Annotated in this window: 19 protein-coding genes; 13 read left to right on the top strand and 6 right to left on the bottom strand. The window is 67.4% G+C overall.

The window, feature by feature from the left end:
- The 3 genes from DID98_RS08245 to phaR all read left to right on the top strand — a co-directional run.
- On the top strand, window positions 1-102 hold a 102-nt coding region (locus tag DID98_RS08245), incomplete at its 5' end, for a hypothetical protein (RefSeq protein ID WP_146229717.1).
- Window positions 103-221: 119 nt separating this feature from the next.
- Entirely contained in the window at window positions 222-962 is a 741-nt protein-coding gene (locus DID98_RS08240; RefSeq protein WP_059537451.1) for a 3-ketoacyl-ACP reductase, read from the top strand.
- A 119-nt stretch (window positions 963-1,081) separates the two neighbouring features.
- Window positions 1,082-1,648 (top strand): polyhydroxyalkanoate synthesis repressor PhaR, encoded by a 567-nt coding sequence (gene phaR, locus DID98_RS08235; protein ID WP_006478701.1) that lies wholly within the window; start codon window positions 1,082-1,084, stop codon window positions 1,646-1,648.
- Window positions 1,649-1,996: 348 nt separating this feature from the next.
- On the opposite strand, the gene DID98_RS08230 is transcribed toward phaR, so the two are convergent.
- Window positions 1,997-2,251 carry a hypothetical protein gene (locus DID98_RS08230; protein ID WP_124485713.1) on the bottom strand — a complete coding sequence of 85 codons (255 nt, stop codon included), beginning with the start codon at window positions 2,249-2,251 and terminating at the stop codon, window positions 1,997-1,999.
- 276 nt (window positions 2,252-2,527) lie between these two features.
- On the opposite strand from DID98_RS08230, the gene rimO reads away from it, so the two are divergent.
- The 4 genes from rimO to DID98_RS08210 all read left to right on the top strand — a co-directional run bounded on the left by rimO (window position 2,528) and on the right by DID98_RS08210 (window position 6,863).
- Complete coding sequence (gene rimO / locus DID98_RS08225; protein ID WP_044848901.1) at window positions 2,528-3,889, top strand: 30S ribosomal protein S12 methylthiotransferase RimO; 1,362 nt, start codon at window positions 2,528-2,530, stop codon at window positions 3,887-3,889.
- Window positions 3,890-3,892: 3 nt separating this feature from the next.
- Window positions 3,893-4,819: a sugar kinase gene (locus DID98_RS08220; protein WP_124570548.1), complete on the top strand. Its 927-nt coding sequence runs from the start codon at window positions 3,893-3,895 to the stop codon at window positions 4,817-4,819.
- Window positions 4,820-5,025: 206 nt separating this feature from the next.
- Complete coding sequence (locus DID98_RS08215; protein WP_124570547.1) at window positions 5,026-5,568, top strand: hypothetical protein; 543 nt, start codon at window positions 5,026-5,028, stop codon at window positions 5,566-5,568.
- Window positions 5,569-5,681: 113 nt separating this feature from the next.
- Window positions 5,682-6,863 (top strand): cystathionine beta-lyase, encoded by a 1,182-nt coding sequence (locus DID98_RS08210; protein WP_124521688.1) that lies wholly within the window; start codon window positions 5,682-5,684, stop codon window positions 6,861-6,863.
- Between the two features lie 88 nt (window positions 6,864-6,951).
- Here the strand turns inward: DID98_RS08210 and serB are convergent, their stop codons facing one another.
- Entirely contained in the window at window positions 6,952-7,797 is an 846-nt protein-coding gene (gene serB / locus DID98_RS08205; RefSeq protein WP_124485412.1) for a phosphoserine phosphatase SerB, read from the bottom strand.
- 224 nt (window positions 7,798-8,021) lie between these two features.
- The gene (locus DID98_RS08200; RefSeq protein WP_124570546.1) at window positions 8,022-8,969 is read right to left on the bottom strand and encodes a LysR family transcriptional regulator; all 948 of its coding nucleotides are present in this window, start codon (window positions 8,967-8,969) and stop codon (window positions 8,022-8,024) included.
- A gap of 123 nt (window positions 8,970-9,092) precedes the next feature.
- Here DID98_RS08200 and DID98_RS08195 point away from each other — a divergent pair, with 123 nt between their 5' ends.
- The 3 genes from DID98_RS08195 (at window position 9,093) to DID98_RS08185 (ending at window position 11,648) form a co-directional block, all read left to right on the top strand.
- Window positions 9,093-10,109, top strand: a complete 1,017-nt coding sequence (locus DID98_RS08195) for a zinc-binding alcohol dehydrogenase family protein (RefSeq protein WP_124570545.1) — start codon at window positions 9,093-9,095, stop codon at window positions 10,107-10,109.
- 261 nt (window positions 10,110-10,370) lie between these two features.
- Window positions 10,371-10,922, top strand: a complete 552-nt coding sequence (locus DID98_RS08190) for a DUF6013 family protein (protein ID WP_124485415.1) — start codon at window positions 10,371-10,373, stop codon at window positions 10,920-10,922.
- A 252-nt stretch (window positions 10,923-11,174) separates the two neighbouring features.
- Entirely contained in the window at window positions 11,175-11,648 is a 474-nt protein-coding gene (locus tag DID98_RS08185; protein WP_124485416.1) for a PliI family lysozyme inhibitor of I-type lysozyme, read from the top strand.
- A 31-nt stretch (window positions 11,649-11,679) separates the two neighbouring features.
- On the opposite strand, the gene DID98_RS08180 is transcribed toward DID98_RS08185, so the two are convergent.
- Both DID98_RS08180 and DID98_RS08175 read right to left on the bottom strand, forming a co-directional pair.
- Window positions 11,680-12,483, bottom strand: coding sequence for an ABC transporter permease (locus DID98_RS08180; protein ID WP_124485417.1), 804 nt, complete (start codon window positions 12,481-12,483; stop codon window positions 11,680-11,682).
- Window positions 12,480-13,184: an ATP-binding cassette domain-containing protein gene (locus tag DID98_RS08175; RefSeq protein WP_124485418.1), complete on the bottom strand. Its 705-nt coding sequence runs from the start codon at window positions 13,182-13,184 to the stop codon at window positions 12,480-12,482. Before DID98_RS08175 ends, DID98_RS08180 begins: the two co-directional genes overlap by 4 nt.
- A 152-nt stretch (window positions 13,185-13,336) precedes the next feature.
- Between DID98_RS08175 and DID98_RS08170 the strand changes: the two genes are divergently transcribed.
- Both DID98_RS08170 and DID98_RS08165 read left to right on the top strand, forming a co-directional pair.
- The gene (locus tag DID98_RS08170; protein WP_124570544.1) at window positions 13,337-15,643 is read left to right on the top strand and encodes an AsmA family protein; all 2,307 of its coding nucleotides are present in this window, start codon (window positions 13,337-13,339) and stop codon (window positions 15,641-15,643) included.
- 133 nt (window positions 15,644-15,776) lie between these two features.
- Window positions 15,777-17,369 carry an ABC-F family ATPase gene (locus DID98_RS08165; RefSeq protein ID WP_044848912.1) on the top strand — a complete coding sequence of 531 codons (1,593 nt, stop codon included), beginning with the start codon at window positions 15,777-15,779 and terminating at the stop codon, window positions 17,367-17,369.
- 250 nt (window positions 17,370-17,619) lie between these two features.
- Here the strand turns inward: DID98_RS08165 and DID98_RS08160 are convergent, their stop codons facing one another.
- A complete protein-coding gene (locus tag DID98_RS08160) occupies window positions 17,620-17,985 on the bottom strand; it encodes a hypothetical protein (protein ID WP_044848913.1) in 366 nt (121 codons plus the stop codon).
- A 270-nt stretch (window positions 17,986-18,255) separates the two neighbouring features.
- Here DID98_RS08160 and DID98_RS08155 point away from each other — a divergent pair, with 270 nt between their 5' ends.
- Window positions 18,256-19,692 (top strand): aldehyde dehydrogenase family protein, encoded by a 1,437-nt coding sequence (locus DID98_RS08155; RefSeq protein WP_124485420.1) that lies wholly within the window; start codon window positions 18,256-18,258, stop codon window positions 19,690-19,692.
- Window positions 19,693-19,702: the final 10 nt, after the last annotated feature.

Here is a 19,702-nt window from a genome sequence, read left to right as displayed (position 1 = left end):
ACGCTGTTGCACGAGATGGCCAAGCGCGATGCGAAGCGCGGGCTGGCGTCGCTGTGCATCGGCGGCGGGATGGGCGTTGCGCTCGCGGTCGAGCGTCCGTAACCGGTCGTCCGTCACTGCCAAACCAATCCGGGCGCCGGCCGATTGCGGCTTCGGCCGGTGCCACGTGAAGTCAGAGGGGCCTCCGGCGGCTCTCGAAACCAAAAAATGGAGTGAGATTTATGTCTCAGCGAATTGCGTACGTAACGGGCGGGATGGGCGGCATCGGCACCAGCATCTGCCAGCGTCTGTCGAAAGACGGCTTCAAGGTGGTCGCGGGTTGCGGCCCGAACTCGCCGCGTCGGGTGAAGTGGCTCGAGGACCAGAAGGCGCTCGGCTACGATTTCATCGCGTCGGAAGGCAACGTCGGCGACTGGGACTCGACCAAGGCAGCGTTCGACAAGGTCAAGGCTGAAGTCGGCGAGATCGACGTGCTGGTCAACAACGCGGGCATCACGCGCGACGTCGTGTTCCGCAAGATGACGCATGAAGACTGGACGGCCGTGATCGACACCAACCTGACGAGCCTGTTCAACGTGACGAAGCAGGTGATCGACGGGATGGTCGAGCGCGGCTGGGGCCGGATCATCAACATCTCGTCGGTGAACGGCCAGAAGGGGCAATTCGGCCAGACGAACTACTCGACCGCGAAGGCCGGCATCCACGGTTTCACGATGTCGCTCGCGCAGGAAGTCGCGACGAAGGGCGTGACGGTCAACACCGTGTCGCCCGGCTACATCGGCACCGACATGGTGAAGGCGATCCGTCCGGACGTGCTCGAGAAGATCGTCGCGACGATTCCGGTGCGGCGTCTCGGTGCGCCGGAGGAAATCGGCTCGATCGTCGCGTGGCTCGCGTCGAACGATTCCGGCTTCGCGACCGGCGCCGACTTCTCGCTGAACGGCGGCCTGCACATGGGCTGAACGTCCGGGCTGCGCAGGCCGGACCGGCCGTGCAGCCTGGCGTTTCCGAAGGCCCCCGCCTCCCGGATCCGGGAGGCGGGGATTTGTCACTTGCGCTACGCTGCACCCAAAGGCGTTACATGACTACTACAAAGAAAACGGCCGAGCGGCTCATCAAGAAGTACCCGAACCGCCGGCTCTACGATACCGAGACGAGCACGTACATCACGCTGACCGACGTCAAGCAACTCGTGCTGGAACAGGAGGACTTCAAGGTCGTCGACGCGAAATCGAACGAAGACCTGACGCGCAGCATCCTGCTGCAGATCATCCTCGAGGAAGAGAGCGGCGGCGTGCCGATGTTCTCGTCGTCGATGTTGTCGCAGATCATCCGTTTCTACGGTCATGCGATGCAGGGCATGATGGGCACGTACCTGGAAAAGAACATCCAGGCGTTCATCGACATCCAGAACAAGCTCGCGGATCAATCGAAGAACCTGTACGAAGGCAACGCGATGAATCCGGAAGTCTGGTCGCAGTTCATGAACATGCAGGCGCCGATGATGCAAGGGATGATGACGAGCTACATCGAGCAGTCGAAGAACATGTTCGTGCAGATGCAGGAGCAGATGCAGAATCAGGCGAAGTCGATGTTCAGCACGTTCCCGTTCAAGCAACCGGGCACGCCGGAGCCGGAGAAGAAGTAACGAGGTCGCGGCAGGCTGGCCGCGGCGGCATGCGCCGCCGGACGGTCGGCGCCGCGACGTGTGGCGGTGAAATCAAACTGATCGTGTGCTAGGGCGCGACGGTGGTTGGCGGCCCGCCGCCGCTTGATGTCGCCGTCGGTCGTTCCTGATCGTCGGCACCAGATGCCTGTGCCCCTGCGCGGGGCGGGCATGACCGTCTTCCGGTCGATCGAATTCCAGATACTCAAGACAAGCGCGGCTGGTGTTGCGCCTGTCGGCGCGCGTTCGTGCCGGTCAGGGCCGGTGCCGTTGCGTCGGGTCCGTGCAACGGCACCTTGCTGCGAAGCGGGAGCAGTTCGCCCGTATCGCTCAAAGCGCCGGATCGAAGTCCTGATGATCGTCGGCCGGAGGCAGATCGAGTACGAGCTTCACCGCACAGTAGTTGGCCTTCAGCGAAAACACGCGGCCGATCACGAGAAACGTTTGCGGCGAATTCTCGAGCTCGACGAAGTCGCCAGGCTGCGGTACGTGGGCGCCCTGGTCATAGGAAAAGCTGGTGCTGGTCTGCTCGCCGATGGTTTCGGCGGCGTGCTCGGTGAATTCGATCGTGATGTGGGTGGTCATGCGAACCCCGTTGGGTAGGAAGTGGATGCCGCGATTTTCGCATAGCGGCGGGGCGGCGCTGGGGCGATTACTGGGCGGTGGCGCGGGGATGATCGGGGCCGTTGGATCATCACCGGAGGCATGAAAGGGTTGGATCAATCGTCCGTGGCGGCTCGATGCGCCCGCGCGCACCGCATATTGGGGGGCCATCCACGGCACTCCGTCCGCCGGTTTTGCCTCGCTGACCCATAAATAGCTGTAAACTCACGCTTTTGCCGCCACGCCCCCACATTCCAGATGTCCCAGTCCCCCAAAGTAGGCTTCGTGTCGCTCGGGTGCCCGAAAGCCCTCGTCGACTCCGAACAAATCATCACGCAGCTGCGTGCCGAAGGTTATGAAATCTCCGGCACCTACGACGGCGCCGACCTCGTCGTCGTCAACACCTGCGGCTTCATCGACGAAGCCGTGCAGGAAAGCCTCGACGCGATCGGCGAAGCGCTGACCGAGAACGGCAAGGTGATCGTCACCGGCTGCCTCGGCGCGAAGTCGAGCGCGAGCGGCTCGAACCTGATCGAGGAAGTCCACCCGAAGGTGCTCGCCGTCACCGGCCCGCACGCGGTGGGCGAAGTGATGCAGGCCGTGCATTCGCACCTGCCGAAGCCGCACGACCCGTTCACCGACCTGGTGCCGGCGGCCGGCATCAAGCTCACGCCGCGTCACTACGCATACCTGAAGATTTCCGAAGGCTGCAACCACCGTTGCACGTTCTGCATCATCCCGTCGATGCGCGGCGACCTCGTGTCGCGCCCGGTCGCCGAAGTGATGCTCGAAGCCGAGAACCTCTTCAAGTCCGGCGTGAAGGAACTGCTCGTGATCTCGCAGGACACGAGCGCATACGGCGTCGACGTGAAGTACCGCACCGGCTTCTGGAACGGCAAGCCGATCAAGACGCGCATGACCGACCTGGTCGCCGCGCTCGGCGAACTCGCCGCGCAGTACGGCGCATGGGTGCGCCTGCACTACGTGTACCCGTATCCGAGCGTCGACGAAGTCATTCCGCTGATGGCCGAAGGCCCGTTCAAGGGCCACGTGCTGCCGTATCTCGACGTGCCGTTCCAGCACGCGCATCCGGACGTGCTGAAGCGCATGAAGCGCCCGGCGAACGCCGAGAAGGTGCTCGAGCGCGTGCAGAAGTGGCGCGAGATCTGCCCGGACCTGACGATCCGCAGCACGTTCATCGCCGGCTTCCCCGGCGAGACGGAAGAACAGTTCGAAACGCTGCTCGACTTCATCCGCGAGGCGGAGCTCGATCGCGTCGGCTGCTTTGCGTATTCGCCGGTCGAAGGCGCGACCGCGAACGAACTCGACGGCGCGCTGCCGGACGAGGTGCGCGAAGAACGCCGCGCGCGCTTCATGGAAGTGGCCGAGGAAGTGTCGGCGCGGCGCATCCAGCGCAAGGTCGGCAAGACCCTCAAGGTGCTGATCGACGAAGTCGGCGAGGAAGGCGGCATCGGCCGCACGGCGGCGGATGCGCCGGAGATCGACGGCGTCGTCTACGTCGAGCCGGCGACCAAGGCGTCGAAGCGCTACAAGGTCGGCGATTTCGTGTCGGTGAAGATCACGGGCGCGGACGGCCACGACCTGTGGGGCGAGGTTTAAGCGATGACCGCCGCACTGCCGCAGATCCTCGCGCTCGGCGAGGCGATGATCGAATTCAACCAGTCGCAGCCGGGTCGGCCGGAGTTCCTGCAAGGCTTCGGCGGCGACACGTCGAACTTCTGCATCGCCGCGGCGCGCCAGGGCGCGTCGACGGGCTTCGTGTCGGCGATCGGCGACGATCCGTTCGGCCGCCTGCTGACCGAGATGTGGGCGGCGGAGCACGTCGATACGACGTACGTGCGGATCGACCGCACGGCGCCGACCGGCGTGTATTTCGTCACGCACGGCGCTGACGGCCACCAGTTCGACTATCTGCGCGCGGGTTCCGCGGCGAGCCGCTACGCAGTGACCGATCTGCCGCTCGATGCGCTGGCCGCGGCGCGGGCCGTGCACCTGTCCGGCATCAGCCTCGCGATCGGCACGGCCGCGTGCGACGCCGCGTTCGCGGCGATCGACCACGCGCGCAGCAACGGCGCGCAGGTCAGCTTCGACACGAACCTGCGCCTGAAGCTGTGGCCGCTGCCGCGCGCCCGCGCGGTGATGCGCGAAGCGCTGCGCCAGACGGACATCTGCCTGCCGAGCTGGGACGACGTCACGGCGCTCACCGGTGCGAACGATCGCGACGCGATCGTCGATGCGATGCTCGAGCACGGGCCGCGGGTCGTCGCGCTGAAACTCGGCAAGGAAGGCGCGTATGTCGCGACGCCGAACGAACGGCGCGTGGTGCCGGGCTTCGCGGTCGAGGCCGTCGACGCGACGGGCGCGGGCGACTGCTTCGGCGGTGCGTTCGTTGCGCGGATCGTCGCAGGCGACGATCCGTTCGCGGCTGCGCGTTATGCGAACGCGGCGGCGGCACTGTCGACGACCGGCTACGGTGCGGTCGCACCGATTCCGCGCCGCGACGCGGTGGAACGCCTGATGCAGGGCTGACGCGGCTCTCGCACGCCGGCTACGCGACGTGTTCACTCGAACGCCCGGATGACGGGCGACGTGAACGGCTGGCGAGCGGTGTGCGTACCGCGCTCGGCGCCTGCGCATCGGCGGTCGCCATGTGCGCGTGGCGATCGATGTGCAGCGGCGACGCGCAGCATGTCGCCGCGATTTTCGAGCGAATCTGAAGCAAGGAGCAACACAAGGTGGGTCGATATTCGCAATGGCAACGGGCGCTGGTGATTGCCGGCGCGCTGGCGGCGGGCCTCGCGATGCCGGGCGTGGTCGCGGCACAGGCTGCCGCGCCGGGCGCGCAGCAGGATGAAGTGGCGCCCGCCCGGCCGCTGCGGCCGAATCCGGAATTCGCCCGCCTGCCGCGCTACGAAGGCACGCTCGGCGATCGGCCGATCGTCGTGCATCTCGGCCCGAAGACGGACGAGGCGGGCGTGCACGGCGAATACCAGTTCACGGACACGGGCGAGGTGGTGCTGCTCGCCGGCGATCGCGACGGCGACACGCTCGAGATCGAGGAATCGAACGACGGCACGAACATCACGGGCGTGTGGATTGGTCGCTTCGACGCGACGGGCGAGCTGAAGGCCGACCGGATGAACTCGGACGAATCGGATCCGCAACCCGTCGTGCTGCGCCTGGCGCCGGGCAAGCGCGCGGCGCTGCAGGTACGCGACGGCCGCGTGCAGGAAATCGAGACGGTCGGCAACGTTGTCAATCTGCGCGCCGACGACTGAGCGCGCGCTGGCTCGGCGCATGCGGCGCGCATTGTACCGGGCCAACCGCGCCGATTTTGGCTAACCTAGCGACCTATTCCGCAACCGAACGGCCTTTCTCCGGGCCTCCTGCCATGACTGCATCCACTCCGAAGCGCGCACTCCAGACCCGCATCGTTCAACCCGACGACAACATCCCGGATGGCTTCCGTTCGTTCGTGCCGCCGGTCGAGCGTGCATCGACGGTCGTGTTCCCCGATCTCGCGACGATGCGCGCGCTGGTCTGGCACGACGACAACCAGTGGCGCTACGGGCTGCATGCGACCCCGACGTCGCTCGCGCTCGCGCAGCGGCTCGCCGAGATCGAAGGCGGCTCGCATGCGCTGCTGCAGCCGTCGGGTCTCGCGGCGATCATGAACGTCTATTTCGGGATCGTGAAGGCGGGCGACGACGTGTTGATCCCGCACAACGTCTACGGGCCGAACGCCGATCTCGGCAACTGGCTCGCGAAGGATTTCGGCATCACCGCGCGCTTCTACGATCCGCTCGTCGGCGCCGGCATCGCCGACCTGATCCAGCCGAACACGCGGCTGATCTGGATCGAGGCGCCGGGCTCGGTGACGATGGAAGTGCCCGACGTGCGTGCGATCACGGCGGTCGCGCAGGCGCGCGGCATCGTCACCGCGATCGACAACACGTATTCGGCCGGGCTCGCGTTCAAGCCGTTCGAGCATGGCGTCGACATCTCGGTGCAGGCGCTGACCAAGTATCAATCGGGCGGCAGCGACGTGCTGATGGGCGCGACGATCACCGCGAGCGCGGCGCTGCAGGCGCAACTGAAGCTCGCCCGGATGCGCTGCGGGATCGGCGTGTCGGTCGACGACTGCTCGCTCGTGCTGCGCAGCCTCCCGAGCATGCAGGTGCGCTTCGATGCGCACAGCAAGAGCGCGCTCGCGCTCGCGCAGTGGCTGAAGGCGCGCCCGGAGATCGCGGCCGTGCTGCATCCGCAACTGCCGGACTGTCCGGGGCACGCATCGTTCATGCGCGACTTCACCGGCGCGGGCGGGCTGTTCTCGGTGGTGTTCGACGAGCGCTACAGTGCCGAGAAGATCGATCGTTTCGTCGAGGCGCTCGAGCTGTTCGCGATCGGCTGGAGCTGGGGCGGCGCGTGCAGCCTCGCGATGCCTTACGACGTGGCGTCGATGCGCCCGGACTGGCCGCATCGCGGCACGCTGGTACGCTTCTACGTCGGTCTCGAAGACGAAGCCGACCTGCGTGCGGATATCGAGCGCGCGATGCAGTCCACGCTCGGCTGAGCACCGAACCCCGAGCGGAACAGCAAAACGCCCGCGCGATGCAACATCGCGCGGGCGTTTTTCATGGGCGGCTTGCGCGGATCGGAAATCAGAACAGCCGCAGCAGCCCGTCGAGGCCGACGTGGTCGAATGCGACGGTGGCCGCATCGCGCACGACGGGCTTCGCGTGGAACGCGACCGACAGCCCGGCTTCGGCCATCATCTTCAGGTCGTTCGAGCCGTCACCCATCGCGATCGCGCGGCTCGGCTCGATGCCGAGCGATGCGCAGGTGTCGCGCAGCAGGCGCGCCTTGACGTCGGCGTTGACGATCTCGCCGAGCACCTTGCCGGTCAGCTTGCCGTCGACGATCTCGAGCGTGTTCGCGTGCGCGAAGTCGAGGCCGAGGCGCGCCTTCAGGCGCTCGGTGAAGAACGTGAAGCCGCCCGACACGAGCAGCGTCTTCAGGCCCGCGGCCTTCACGCCGGCGAGCATCGTCTCCGCGCCGGGCGACAGCTGCAGCCGTTCCTCGTACACGCGCTCGAGCGCCTGCGCGTCGAGCCCCGCGAGCAGCGCGACGCGGCGCGTGAGGCTTTCGTTGAAATCGCGGATCTCGCCGCGCATCGCTGCCTCGGTGATCTCGGCGACCTGCGTCTTCAGCCCGCAGAAATCGGCGATCTCGTCGATGCATTCGATCGTGATCAGCGTCGAGTCCATGTCCATCACGACGAGCCCGAACTCGCCGAGCGTGCGGCCGGCTTCGACGAAGCCGAAGTCGAGCGCATGCGTGCCGCAGTACGCGTCGATGTCGAGACGCTGCGCGGGGTTGGCGTTTTCGATGCGCAGCGCGTGATCGTCGGTCTGCACGATGCGGGTGCCGCGCGACAGCGCGAGCAGCGGTTTGTGATGCGCGTCCGACAACGGCGCGAGACTCTGGATGACGAGGTTGTGGGTCATGACGGAATGTTTGGAAGCGAATGAAACGCGTGCGCGGCCGGCATGCGGCCGCCTGCGAACGCGGGCCCCGTTCGGCGTCGGGCCGTTGCGTCGCGAACGCGCCATTGTAGCCGGTTGGTATCCGATCGCGACCGGATCGCCGCCGGGAACCGGCGCGGGCGCCGTGCCGGGTGCCGCACGCACGGCGATTTGGCGGACGGTGCGGGCTATTCGGGCTATTCGGGCTATTCGGGCGATTGCCGGTCGCGATCCCAGTAAGGCGGATCGCCGAAGTGTTCGGCCAGGAACGCGATGAACGCGAGCGTCTTCAGCGGCACGTGCGCGCGGCTCGGATAGACGGCCCAGATCGCGACGTCGTTCGCGAACGGGTAGTCGTCGAGCACGGTGACGAGCGCGCCGCTCGCGAGCAGCGGGCCGACGTCCCAGGTCGACTTGATCGCGATGCCGAAGCCGTCGACGAGCGCTTCGCGGATCGCCTCGCCATTGCTCGCGACGAGCCGGCCGCCGACCCGCACGGTGAGCGGGCCTTGCGGCGTGACGAACGACCAGTCGCGCTGGTCGCCGAGGATCACGCATTCGTGCTGAGCGAGGTCGGCCGGATGGCGCGGCGTGCCGTGTTCGGCGAGATACGCGGGCGAGCAGCACAGCACGCGCCGGTTCGCGGCGAGCCTGCGTGCGACCAGCGTCGAATCCTTCAGCGCGCCGAGGCGGATCGCGACGTCGTAGCCGTCGTCGACGAGGTCGACGATCTCGTCGGACAGCCGCAAGTCGAGCGACACGGACGGGTAGCGGCGCAGGAACGCGGGAATCACGGGCGCGACGTGCTGGCGGCCGAACGACGACGACATCGACACCTTCAGCCGCCCGTACGGCTCGCTGCGGCCGTGGCCGACCGAGGCGCGCGCGGCGTCGGCGGCCGACAGCAGCGCCTCGGCGCGGGCCATGAAGACTTCGCCGTCCTGCGTCAGGCCGATGCGGCGCGTGGTGCGATGCAGCAACCGCGCGCCGAGCTGGCGCTCCAGCTGCGCGATGCGCGCGCTCGCGACCGCGGCCGATACGCCGAACTCGCGCCCGGCCGCGCTCACGTTCGCGAGCAGCGCGGCGCGCACGAACAGGCCGACGTCGAGCAGGTCGAGCGGCTTGTCAGGGGCTGGAATCGGATCGGACGTCATTATTCTGAAATTCCTGAAAATGTTTCAGGAAATATAGCGGTTTTCTCGAAGGATCGGGGCGCCTACGATGGCATGCATGGGGCTGCGCCGCGGCCCGCCCGATTTCCCTGAAGGAGTTTCGTGATGAAAGCCGTTGGACTGACCCGTTACCTGCCGATCGACGACCCGCAGGCGCTCGTCGACGTGGAACTGCCGCAACCGGTGCCGGGCCCGCGCGACCTGCTCGTGAAGGTCGAGGCGATCTCCGTGAACCCGGTCGACACCAAGGTGCGCGCGCCGAAACCGCAGGTCGAGGAGACGCCGCGCGTGCTCGGCTGGGATGCGGCCGGCACGGTCGTTGCGGTCGGTGCCGAGGTCACGCTGTTCCGGCCGGGCGACGAGGTGTTCTACGCGGGCAGCATCACGCGGCCCGGCGCGAACGGCGAATTCCACGCGGTCGACGAGCGGATCGCCGCGCTCAAGCCGCGCTCGCTCGATTTCGCGGCATCGGCCGCATTGCCGCTCACCGCGCTGACCGCCTGGGAGGCGCTGTTCGACCGGCTGCGCGTGTCGCCGCAGGGCGCCGACGCGGGCAAGTCGGTGCTGATCATCGGCGGCGCGGGCGGGGTGGGTTCGATCGCGATCCAGCTCGCGAAGACGCTCGCCGGGCTGCGCGTGATCGCGACCGCGTCGCGGCCGGCGTCGGCCGAATGGGTGCGCTCGCTCGGCGCGGACGACGTGGTCGATCATTTCGGCGACCTGCCCGCGCAACTGCGTGAAATCGGCTACCCGAGCGTCGACTACGTGCTGATCTTCAACGACACGGACCGTCATTTCCCTGCCGCGGCGGAAGTAATCCGCCCGCAGGGCGGCATTTGCACGATCGTCGAGAACGAGAAGCCGATTCCGGTCGAGCAACTGAAGGCGAAGAGCGCCGCGTTTCACTGGGAATTCATGTTCACGCGTGCGATGTTCGAGACGCCGGACATGATCGAGCAGCACAAGATCCTGGGCGAGGTGGCGCGGCTCGTCGACGGCGGCACGCTGCGCACGACGCTCGGCGAACAGCTCGGCACGATCAACGCCGCCAACGTGCGGCGCGCGCATCAGCTGCTCGAAGCCGGGCGCGCGATCGGCAAGCTGGTGCTGAGCGGCTTCTGAGTGCCGCAGACCCGTCGCTTCGCGCCAGGCGCCGATGGGCATCCCCCAAGGGGACTTCCTTCGGGGCGGAAAACCTGGGTCTGCCCGGCGTGTTCCCGAGCGCCGGCGTCGCGCGTACGGGATGCCGCGTCGCGAACGCAAGCGGGGTAACACCCGATGCGTTTGCGGCGCATTGCATGCCGCTTGGCGGTAGACTGGCAACGCATCATGCATCGAAAACCGCGCGGCACGCGCGTGCCGCCGCATTACAAGGAGGTCAGCATGAGCCAACGCAGCTTGTCAGTCGCCGCATCGTGGTCTGCCGTGTTCGCGGCGGCGTGCGTCAGCGCGAGCGTATTCGCGGCGCCGCCGGTCAAGGGCAGCCTGAAGGGCGGCGGGACAGGGCAGCTCGAATACACCGTCAAGGTCGATTCGAAGACCTTCGGCAATACGCAGGAGACCCGCAAGATCCGCTCGGGCGAAACGGACGACTTCAACTGGAAGTCGGTGCCGCCGGGCGGTGCGGTCGCGATGCCGGACGGTTGCCCGAACGCCGACAACCTGCCGCGCGACGCGAACGGCGCGATGGTGCGCCAGACCCAGGTGCGGCTCGCGCCGTCGGTCGACGCGAAGGGGATCGCGAACGTGCAGATGAGCTTCCAGGCGGCCGCGCCGAAAGGCACGCGCAACGTGAGCGCGGGCGGCAAGTCGCTGCAGTGCCCGGATGTAGTGTCGGTGAGCCAGGTCAAGTGGGTGTCGATTTCGACCAATGGCGGCTCGAAGTCCGTCTCGATGAGCGACGGCACGAAAGTGACGGTGTCGATCAAGCGCTGAGCGGTGCGCGCGGGCCGGCAAGACGTCCGGTGCGTGCGCAACCAACCGCGATGCGTATCCGGTGATCCGGGCAGTGCCGCGCGTGACGGTTTCGTGGCGCGCGGCTTCGCGTATTTCCGTTGTTTGAGGTTTGATGTGCGTCGTGTCCGGTGCGCACCGACAGCGCGGCCATTCGCCCCCCGGCGCGCGTGACGTGATGCGGATGTCGCGCTATCCTCCCGGGCTTCTCCCTCTTCCCCGTACGACATCCCGATGAAACATTGCATGCGCGCGCTGCTGTCGGCCGCTGCGTTCGTCGCCACTCATGCGCAGGCGGCCGACGATTGCAGCTTCGCGAAGAAAGTCGAGCTGCCGTCGCGACAGCAGGTCGCCGTCGTGTCGAGCGGCGCACTCGAGCCGTGTTCGACCGGCAGCTATGCGGTGCGCGTGTATTCGACCGCGCATGCCGCGCCCGGCTTCGATACGGACGACTACGTAACCGGTGTGCTGCATGCGCGTGACGGCACCGTCGCCGACGCCTTCACGGCCGACCTCGGTGCGCGTGCGCCGCAGGCGCTCGTCGTCACGACGCGCTCGGCCGGCAGCGGCGGTTATGTCGGCGCGCAGGCCTATGTGACGACACCACGCGCGGTGCGGCTCGTCGCGTCGGTCGACGGGCTGGCGCCCGATGCCGACGTCAAGGCCGCGTTGCGCCAGGCCCTCGGCAAACGCCGCAGCGCCCGCTGACCGCACGCCGCGCGGGGCGCGGCGCCGCGCGTCAATGCGCGCGTTCCTCGAGCCGCGATGCGAGAAAGCGGTGATCGGCGGAGAACAGCCGGCGATACGTCATCAGCACCGCGCCGACCGTGCCGAGCGCGGACGCCGCGGCGATCAGGAACATGATCACGATCTGGTAGCGCACGGCCTGCAGCGGCGACTGGCCGGCCAGCACCTGGCCGGTCATCATCCCCGGCAGGCTCACGACACCGACGACGGCCATCTGGTTGAGCGTCGGCAGCATGCCCGCCCGCACGGCCTGGCGCGCGGCGTCCTGCGCGGCTTCCCAGCGCGTCGCGCCGAGCGCGAGCGCGGTCTCGACGCGGTCGCGCCGTGCCGTCAGTTCCTCCATCATCCGTTCGACGCCGAGCGACACGCCCGTGAGCGTATTGCCGAGGATCATCCCGAGGATCGGGATCGCATATTGCGGCGTGTACCACGGATGAATGCGGATCACGACGAACAGCCCGATCGCCGCGACGAACCAGCTGCTGAACCAGATGGACGCGATGCTGTCGACGCGCTGTCCGCGATACGTGCGCTTGCCGCGGCCGGCGCCCGCAAAGCCCGCGATCAGCGTCATCAACGCGGTCAGCGGCAGCACGACGGTCCAGTGCGGATGGCCGAACACCCAGCCGAGCACGTAGCCGATCGCGAGCAACTGCACGACGGTGCGCACGGCGGCGAGCGCGAGCTTGCGCCCGAGGCCGAGCGACAGCGCCGCGGAGATCGCGCCGTTGACCGCGACGAGCGCGGCGGCGATGCCGACGTCGACGAGACTCAGATCCTGCAGTGCCGGGCTCATCGTGCCGCCTCCGTCGTGCTCGCGGCGGCGTGCAGCACGCCGGCCTGCATCACGAGCCGCGTCGTGCCGATCCGTGCGGCCTGCGCCGGATCGTGCGAGATCCACATGCAGGCGCGCGCATCGGGGGCCGCGTCGAACCAGGCGCCGACGAGCGCTTCGATCGCGCGCGTGGAGTCGGGGTCGAGCGCGGACGTCGGCTCGTCGAGCAGCAGCACGTCGGGGTCGAGTTGCAGCACGCGCAGCAGCGCGGCGATCTGCGCTTCGCCGCCCGACAGTTCGCTCGCGCGCTTGTCGAGAAAATCGGCGCCGCGACCGGCGCGGGCCGCGAGCGCTTCGGCGCGCGCACGGTCGAACGTCGCGTCGCGATAGATCGCGAGCGAGTACGGATAGCGCAATTGCGCCTCGACGGTGCCGTCCATCTGCGCGGGTCGCTGGCGCACGTAGGCGACGCTGCGCCGGTAGCGCGGAATCGCATTGCGCCTGATCCGCTTGCCGCGCCACAGGATCTGACCGCCGTCGAGCGGATCGAGCAGCGCGAGCGCGCGCAGCAGCACGCTCTTGCCGGAACCCGATGGTCCGGTGATAGCAATTCGCGATCCCGCGGCGAGGCTGAAGTCGGTCGGCGCCAGCAAAGTCTTGCCGCTGCTGGCGTCGCGGCGCGTGATGTGCTGCGCATCGATGAGACCGGTCGGGGCTGTCATGTCGAAAATGAAAAAAAGCGTTAATGGCGCCGAGGCGTCGTCGGAGCGTGCGTCATAATACAGATTGAAAAGCCGCCAGTGTCGTGCTTCGTTCATTCACGCACGTGGCCCGACATGGCGTGCACACTCTGCATAACAACAACGGAATCGCCATGACGCTAGCCCGAGCCATCGGCAAATCGGCTGCATGGATCGTCTGCATCGTCGCACTGATCATCGCGGCCGCCGGCATTTTTATCGTCACGTTCGACTGGAACCGCGCGAAACCGTGGGTCAACGAACATGTGAGTACCGCGCTTGGCCGTTCGTTTGCGATCAACGGCGATCTCAAGGTCGGCTGGCGTCGCCCCGACGGCGAGACCGGCTGGCGTGCATGGGTACCCTGGCCGAGCTTCTCGGCCACGCAACTCGAGATCGGCAATCCGGACTGGGCGAAGGGGCCCAGGTTCGCCACGGTCGATGCCGCGCATTTCGATCTCGCCATCCTGCCGCTCCTCGCGCACGAAATCGTCATTCCGTCGATCGATGTCGTCAATCCCGCAGTCGACCTCGAGCGGCTCGCCGACGGCCGCAATACGTGGACCTTCCAGTTCAAGCAATCCGCGCAGCCGTCGCCGTGGAAGGTGCGGCTCGACAGCTTCGGGTTCGCGAAGGGCATCGTCACGTATCGCGATGCGATCACGAAGGCCGATCTCACGGTCGCGATCGATACGCTCGGCCAGCCGATTCCGCTCGGCGACGTGCTGAAGGAACAGGAACAGAGGTCGCGTGCGGCATCGGCCCAGCGCGTCGGCAAGCATGGCGCCGCGCAATTGAGCGCGAAGGCGAATGCGGAAGCCGCATCGGGTGCGTCGGCGCCGCAGGCGGCGAGCGGGGCGTCTGCCGTTGCGGCGTCGGGAGTGTCCGGCGCCGCTCCGGCTACTTCGGTTTCCTCTGCATCGACGGCCCCGCCGGCATCCGGCGCGAGTGGTGCGTCAGGTGCATCCGGTGCGTCGGCGGCCGCCGCGCCCGCGAAGCCGTCCGGCCCGACCTATGCGTTCGGGCTCAAGGTCGACGGCCGCTACAAGAACGTGCCGATCAGCGGCACCGGCAAGGTGGGCGGCGTGCTGGCGATCGAGAAGTCGACGCAGCCGTTCCCGCTGCAGGCCGACGTGAAGGCCGGCGACACGCGGCTCGCGATCGTCGGTACGCTGACCGACCCGATGCATCTCGCGGCGCTCGACCTGCGGTTATGGCTGCAGGGCACGTCGATGTCGCACCTCTACCAGATTACCGGCATCACGCTGCCCGACACGCCGCCGTATGCGACCGAAGGGCGGCTGATCGGCAACATCAAGCAGAACGCCAGCACGTTCCGCTACGAGGACTTCAACGGCCGCGTGGGCGGCAGCGATCTGCGCGGCACGCTCACGTGGGCGCAGCGCGAGCCGCGGCCGAAGCTGTCGGGCGAGCTCGAGTCGAAACTGCTGCAGTTCTCCGACCTCGCGCCGGTGATCGGCGCCGACACGGCCGCGAGCAAGGCCAGGCGCGGCGACACGACGCGCCAGCCGCCGGACCGCGTGCTGCCGGTTTCGAGGTTCCGCACCGAGCGCTGGAGCGCGATCGACGCGGACGTGAAGTTCACCGGCCGCAAGCTGATCAAGAGCCCGCAGCTGCCGATTACCGACCTGTACACGCACGTTCTGCTGCAGGACGGCGTGCTGACACTCGAGCCGCTGAAGTTCGGCGTCGCGGGCGGCACGCTCGCGACCACCGCGCATCTGGACGGCAGCCGCACGCCGCTCAAGGGCCGCTTCACGCTGTCCGCGCGTCACCTGAGGCTCAAGCAGCTGTTCCCGACGCAGAAGGTGATGCAGACCGCGCTCGGCGAGATCAACGGCGACGCGTCGCTGTCGGCGACCGGCAACTCGCCGGCCGCGCTCGCGGGTACCTCGACCGGCGAAGTGAAGGCGCTCATCACGGATGGCCGCATCAGCCTGCTGCTGATGGAGGCGGCAGGGCTGAACGTCGCGAACGTCGTCTACGAGAAGCTGTTCGGCACCCGCGACGTGAACATCAACTGCGCGGCGATCGACTTCGTCGCGACCGACGGGATGCTCGACCCCAAGGTGTTCGCGCTCGATACGGACGATGCGCTGATCAACGTCGACGGCCCGGTCAACCTGCGCGACGAATCGATCGACCTGAAGATCCACCCGCACACGAAGGGTTTCCGGGTCTTCTCGCTGCGCTCGCCTCTGTATGCGAAGGGCACGTTCAAGAACCCGAAGGTCGGCGTCGACGCGGGCGCGCTCGCGCTGCGCGCCGGCGCGATGGTCGGGCTCGGCCTGATCAACCCGTTCGCGGCGCTGGTTCCGCTGATCGCGCCGAGCAACAACCGCGACGTGCCGTGCGCGGAGCTGTTCGGGCAAATGAAGGAGAAGGCGGCGCAGAAGCGCGCGGCGAAGGAAGGCAAGTAGGAGCCCCGACGGGGGGCGCCGGCGCCGCGCGCGGCGGCCCGGCTGGCGGGGCCGGAACAGTGCGGTCGGCAGTTTCTCCGACACCTGCTAAAATACACGGTTTTCCGTCGATTTCTCTCTTACGGGACCTGCCGTGCTTTCTACTGCCAACATCACGATGCAATTCGGGCCGAAGCCCTTGTTCGAGAATATCTCGGTCAAATTCGGCGAGGGCAACCGCTATGGTCTGATCGGCGCGAACGGCTGCGGCAAGTCGACCTTCATGAAGATCCTGGGCGGCGACCTCGAGCCGAGCGCCGGCAACGTCGCGCTGGAGCCGAACGTGCGCCTGGGCAAGCTGCGCCAGGACCAGTTCGCGTATGAAGACGTGCGCGTGCTCGACGTCGTGATGATGGGCCACACCGAAATGTGGGCCGCGATGACCGAGCGCGACGCGATCTACGCGAACCCGGAAGCCACCGACGACGACTACATGCACGCGGCCGAGCTCGAAGGCAAGTTCGCCGAATACGGCGGCTACGACGCCGAGGCGCGCGCGGGCGCGCTGCTGCTCGGCATCGGCATCGAGGAGAAGTTCCACAACGGCACGATGGCCGACGTCGCGCCGGGCTGGAAGCTGCGCGTGCTGCTCGCGCAGGCGCTGTTCTCGAAGCCGGACGTGCTGCTGCTCGACGAACCGACCAACAACCTGGACATCAACTCGATCCGTTGGCTCGAGCACACGCTCAACGAGTACAACTCGACGATGATCATCATCTCGCACGATCGTCACTTCCTGAACTCGGTGTGCACGCACATGGCCGACATGGACTACGGCACGCTGAAGGTCTGGCCGGGCAACTACGACGACTACATGCTCGCATCGGCACAGGCGCGCGAGCGCCAGGCCGCGGCGAACGCGCGCGCGAAGGAACGCGTGGCCGAGCTGCAGGACTTCGTGCGCCGCTTCTCGGCGAACAAGTCGAAGGCCCGCCAGGCAACGAGCCGCGCGAAGCAGATCGACAAGATCAAGATCGAGGAATTCAAGCCGTCGTCGCGTCAGAACCCGTTCATCCGCTTCGAGTTCGAGAAGAAGCTGCACAACGTCGCGGTGGTCGCCGAAGACATCACGAAGAAGTACGAGCGCACGATCTTCCAGAACTTCAACCTGTCGGTGCAGCCGGGCGAGCGCATCGCGATCATCGGCGAGAACGGCGCGGGCAAGACGACGCTGCTGCGTTCGCTGCTCGGCGCGCTGCAGCTCGATCACGGCACGGTGAAGTGGTCGGAGAACGCGAACGTCGGCTACATGCCGCAGGATACGTACGAGGAGTTCCCGAACGACATCACGCTGATGGACTGGATCGACCAGTACCGCAAGGACGGCGACGACGAAACGATGGTGCGCGGCACGCTGGGCCGCCTGCTGTTCTCGTCGGACGACATCAAGAAGTCGGTGAAGGTGCTGTCGGGCGGCGAGAAGGGCCGCATGATCTGGGGCAAGCTGATGCTCGGCCGCCACAACGTGCTGCTGATGGACGAGCCGACCAACCACATGGACATGGAGTCGATCGAGTCGCTGCAGATCGCGCTCGAGCAGTTCGAAGGCACGCTGATCTTCGTGTCGCACGACCGCGAATTCGTGAGCGGGCTGGCGAACCGGATCATCGAAGTGCGCACGGACGGCACGCTGTTCGACTTCGGCGGGAATTACGAGGAGTTCCTGACGAGTCAGGGGCAGGAGTAATTGCCCGGGCGGCCATGCCCGACCTGATGTACCGGAAGCCCGCCAGGTGCAAGCCTGGCGGGTTTTTTCGTATCCGGGCAGATGTTCGCCGTTACCGGATCGGCACGACGGCCATTGAAGGGAAAATGTCAGGTCGGGTGCGGCACCCTCGATGACGATTCGACGCGGCGGCGCCGTTTCCGGCCGGCAGGCGCTGCGACCGCAACCGGCGCATCACCTCGCGCGCCGCCCGCCGCCTTGTGCCGTCGCATCAATCCGCGAGCCGCTTGTCGGCAAGCGCCTTGCAGCAGTCTTCGTACACCCATTGCACGAGTTTCGCCCGGTAATCGAGATCGTCGGTATCGACGATTTCCTCGACCGCGTCACGCGCCCACGACGCGTCGACGAAGTCGGCGTGCCGCTTGGCGATGTCCTGCGCCAGCGCGGCCAGCTTCGCGATCGCGAGCCAGTCGGCCTGCCGGTGATGGCGGTCGAGCCAGCGGTGCGCGGCCTGCACCTGGAACGATGCGTCCGGCCAGGTTTCGTTCAGGTAAAACGCGCCGAGATTGCCGCAGGTGAGCCAGCACAGCAGCTCCAGGCGATCTTGCGAGCCGAGGATATGGGATGCGTCGGTCATGGCAGCGCTCACGAAGGCATCGATTCCGGGTGGCGCGGCCTGCAGCGGCCGGCGCCGATACTAAAAACATAGCACGATGCGGGCCACGTCGTGCGGCCTCGTGGCGTGCCGGCGTGGCGCGGATGCCGCAGCCCCGCGGGCGTCCGGTATCCGGCACCCGCTCGCCGGCGCCCGTGCGGACCGTTCGGCGGCGCTCGCGGTCTGGTCCGGCGTCATCGCCGGGTGGCGCCACACTCGTTAGAATGGCCGTTTTCCGGGAGACAGGAAGCGATGAAAATCTACAACCAGTTCTACATCGACGGTGCATGGCGCAAGCCGGCCGGAACGGGCACGATCGACGTGATCGACTCGGGCACCGAGGCCGTGATCGGCCGGATTCCGGAGGGCACGGCCTCGGACGCGCAGGACGCGATCCGCGCGGCGCGCGCGGCGTTCGACGCGTGGGCCGCGACCCCGGCCGCGACGCGCGCGGGCTACCTGCGCAAGATCGTCGAGCGTCTGCAGGCGCGCAGCGAGGAACTCGCGCAGTCGATCACCGGCGAAGTCGGGATGCCGATCAAGCTGTCGCGTGCGATCCAGGTCGGCGGCCCGATCTACAACTGGAAGGCGTACGCGAAACTCGCCGAATCGTTCGAATTCGAGGCGACGGTCGGCAACTCGCTGGTGGTGCGCGAGCCGGTCGGCGTCGTCGCGGCGATCACGCCGTGGAACTACCCGCTCAACCAGGTCACGCTGAAGGTCGCGCCGGCGCTCGCGGCCGGCTGCACGGTCGTCCTGAAGCCATCCGAAGTCGCGCCGCTCAACGCGTTCATGCTCGCGGAGGCGATTCACGAAGCGGGCCTGCCGCCGGGCGTGTTCAACCTCGTATGCGGTTACGGCCCGGTCGTCGGCGAGGTGCTGGCGACCGATCCGGACGTCGACATGGTGTCGTTCACGGGTTCGACGCGCGCCGGCAAGCGCGTTGCCGAACTCGCGGCCGCGGGCGTGAAGCGCGTCGCGCTCGAACTGGGCGGCAAGTCGGCGTCGGTGATTCTCGACGATGCCGATTTCGCGACGGCGGTGAAGGGCACGGTCAACGCGTGCTACCTGAACGCGGGCCAGACCTGTTCGGCGCACACGCGGATGCTGGTGCCGGAAGCGCGCTACGACGAGGCGCGCGCGCTCGCGAAGGCGGCGGCCGAAGCGTATGTCGCGGGCGACCCGCGCCAGGAAACGACGCGCCTCGGCGCACTCGCATCGGCCGCGCAGCAGCAGCGCGTGCAGGCCTACATCCAGCGCGGGATCGACGACGGCGCGGAACTCGTGACGGGCGGCACGGGCCTGCCGGAAGGGCTCGCGAAGGGCTTCTTCGTGAAGCCGACGGTGTTCGGCCGCGTCGATCCGAAATCGACGATCGCGCAGGAAGAAATCTTCGGGCCGGTGCTGTCGATCATCACGTATCGCGACGAAGACGAAGCCGTGCGCATCGCGAACGATTCGCCTTATGGGCTCGGCGGCGCGGTGTGGGCGGGCAGCGACGAACGCGCGATGCGCGTCGCGCGCCGCATCCGCACGGGGCAGGTCGACATCAACGGCGGCACGTGGAACAGCGCCGCGCCGTTCGGCGGCTACAAGCAGTCGGGGCACGGCCGCGAGAACGGCGTGTACGGGCTCGAAGAGTATCTCGAATACAAGTCGATGCAGCTCAAGCCGGCGAATCCGGCCTGAGCGTCGCACC

The sequence above is a fragment of the Burkholderia sp. Bp8984 genome (assembly GCF_003853755.1).
Lineage (GTDB): Bacteria > Pseudomonadota > Gammaproteobacteria > Burkholderiales > Burkholderiaceae > Burkholderia.
The sequence above is the reverse complement of the archived record's forward strand: the minus strand, read 5'-3'. Positions and strand labels throughout refer to the sequence as shown.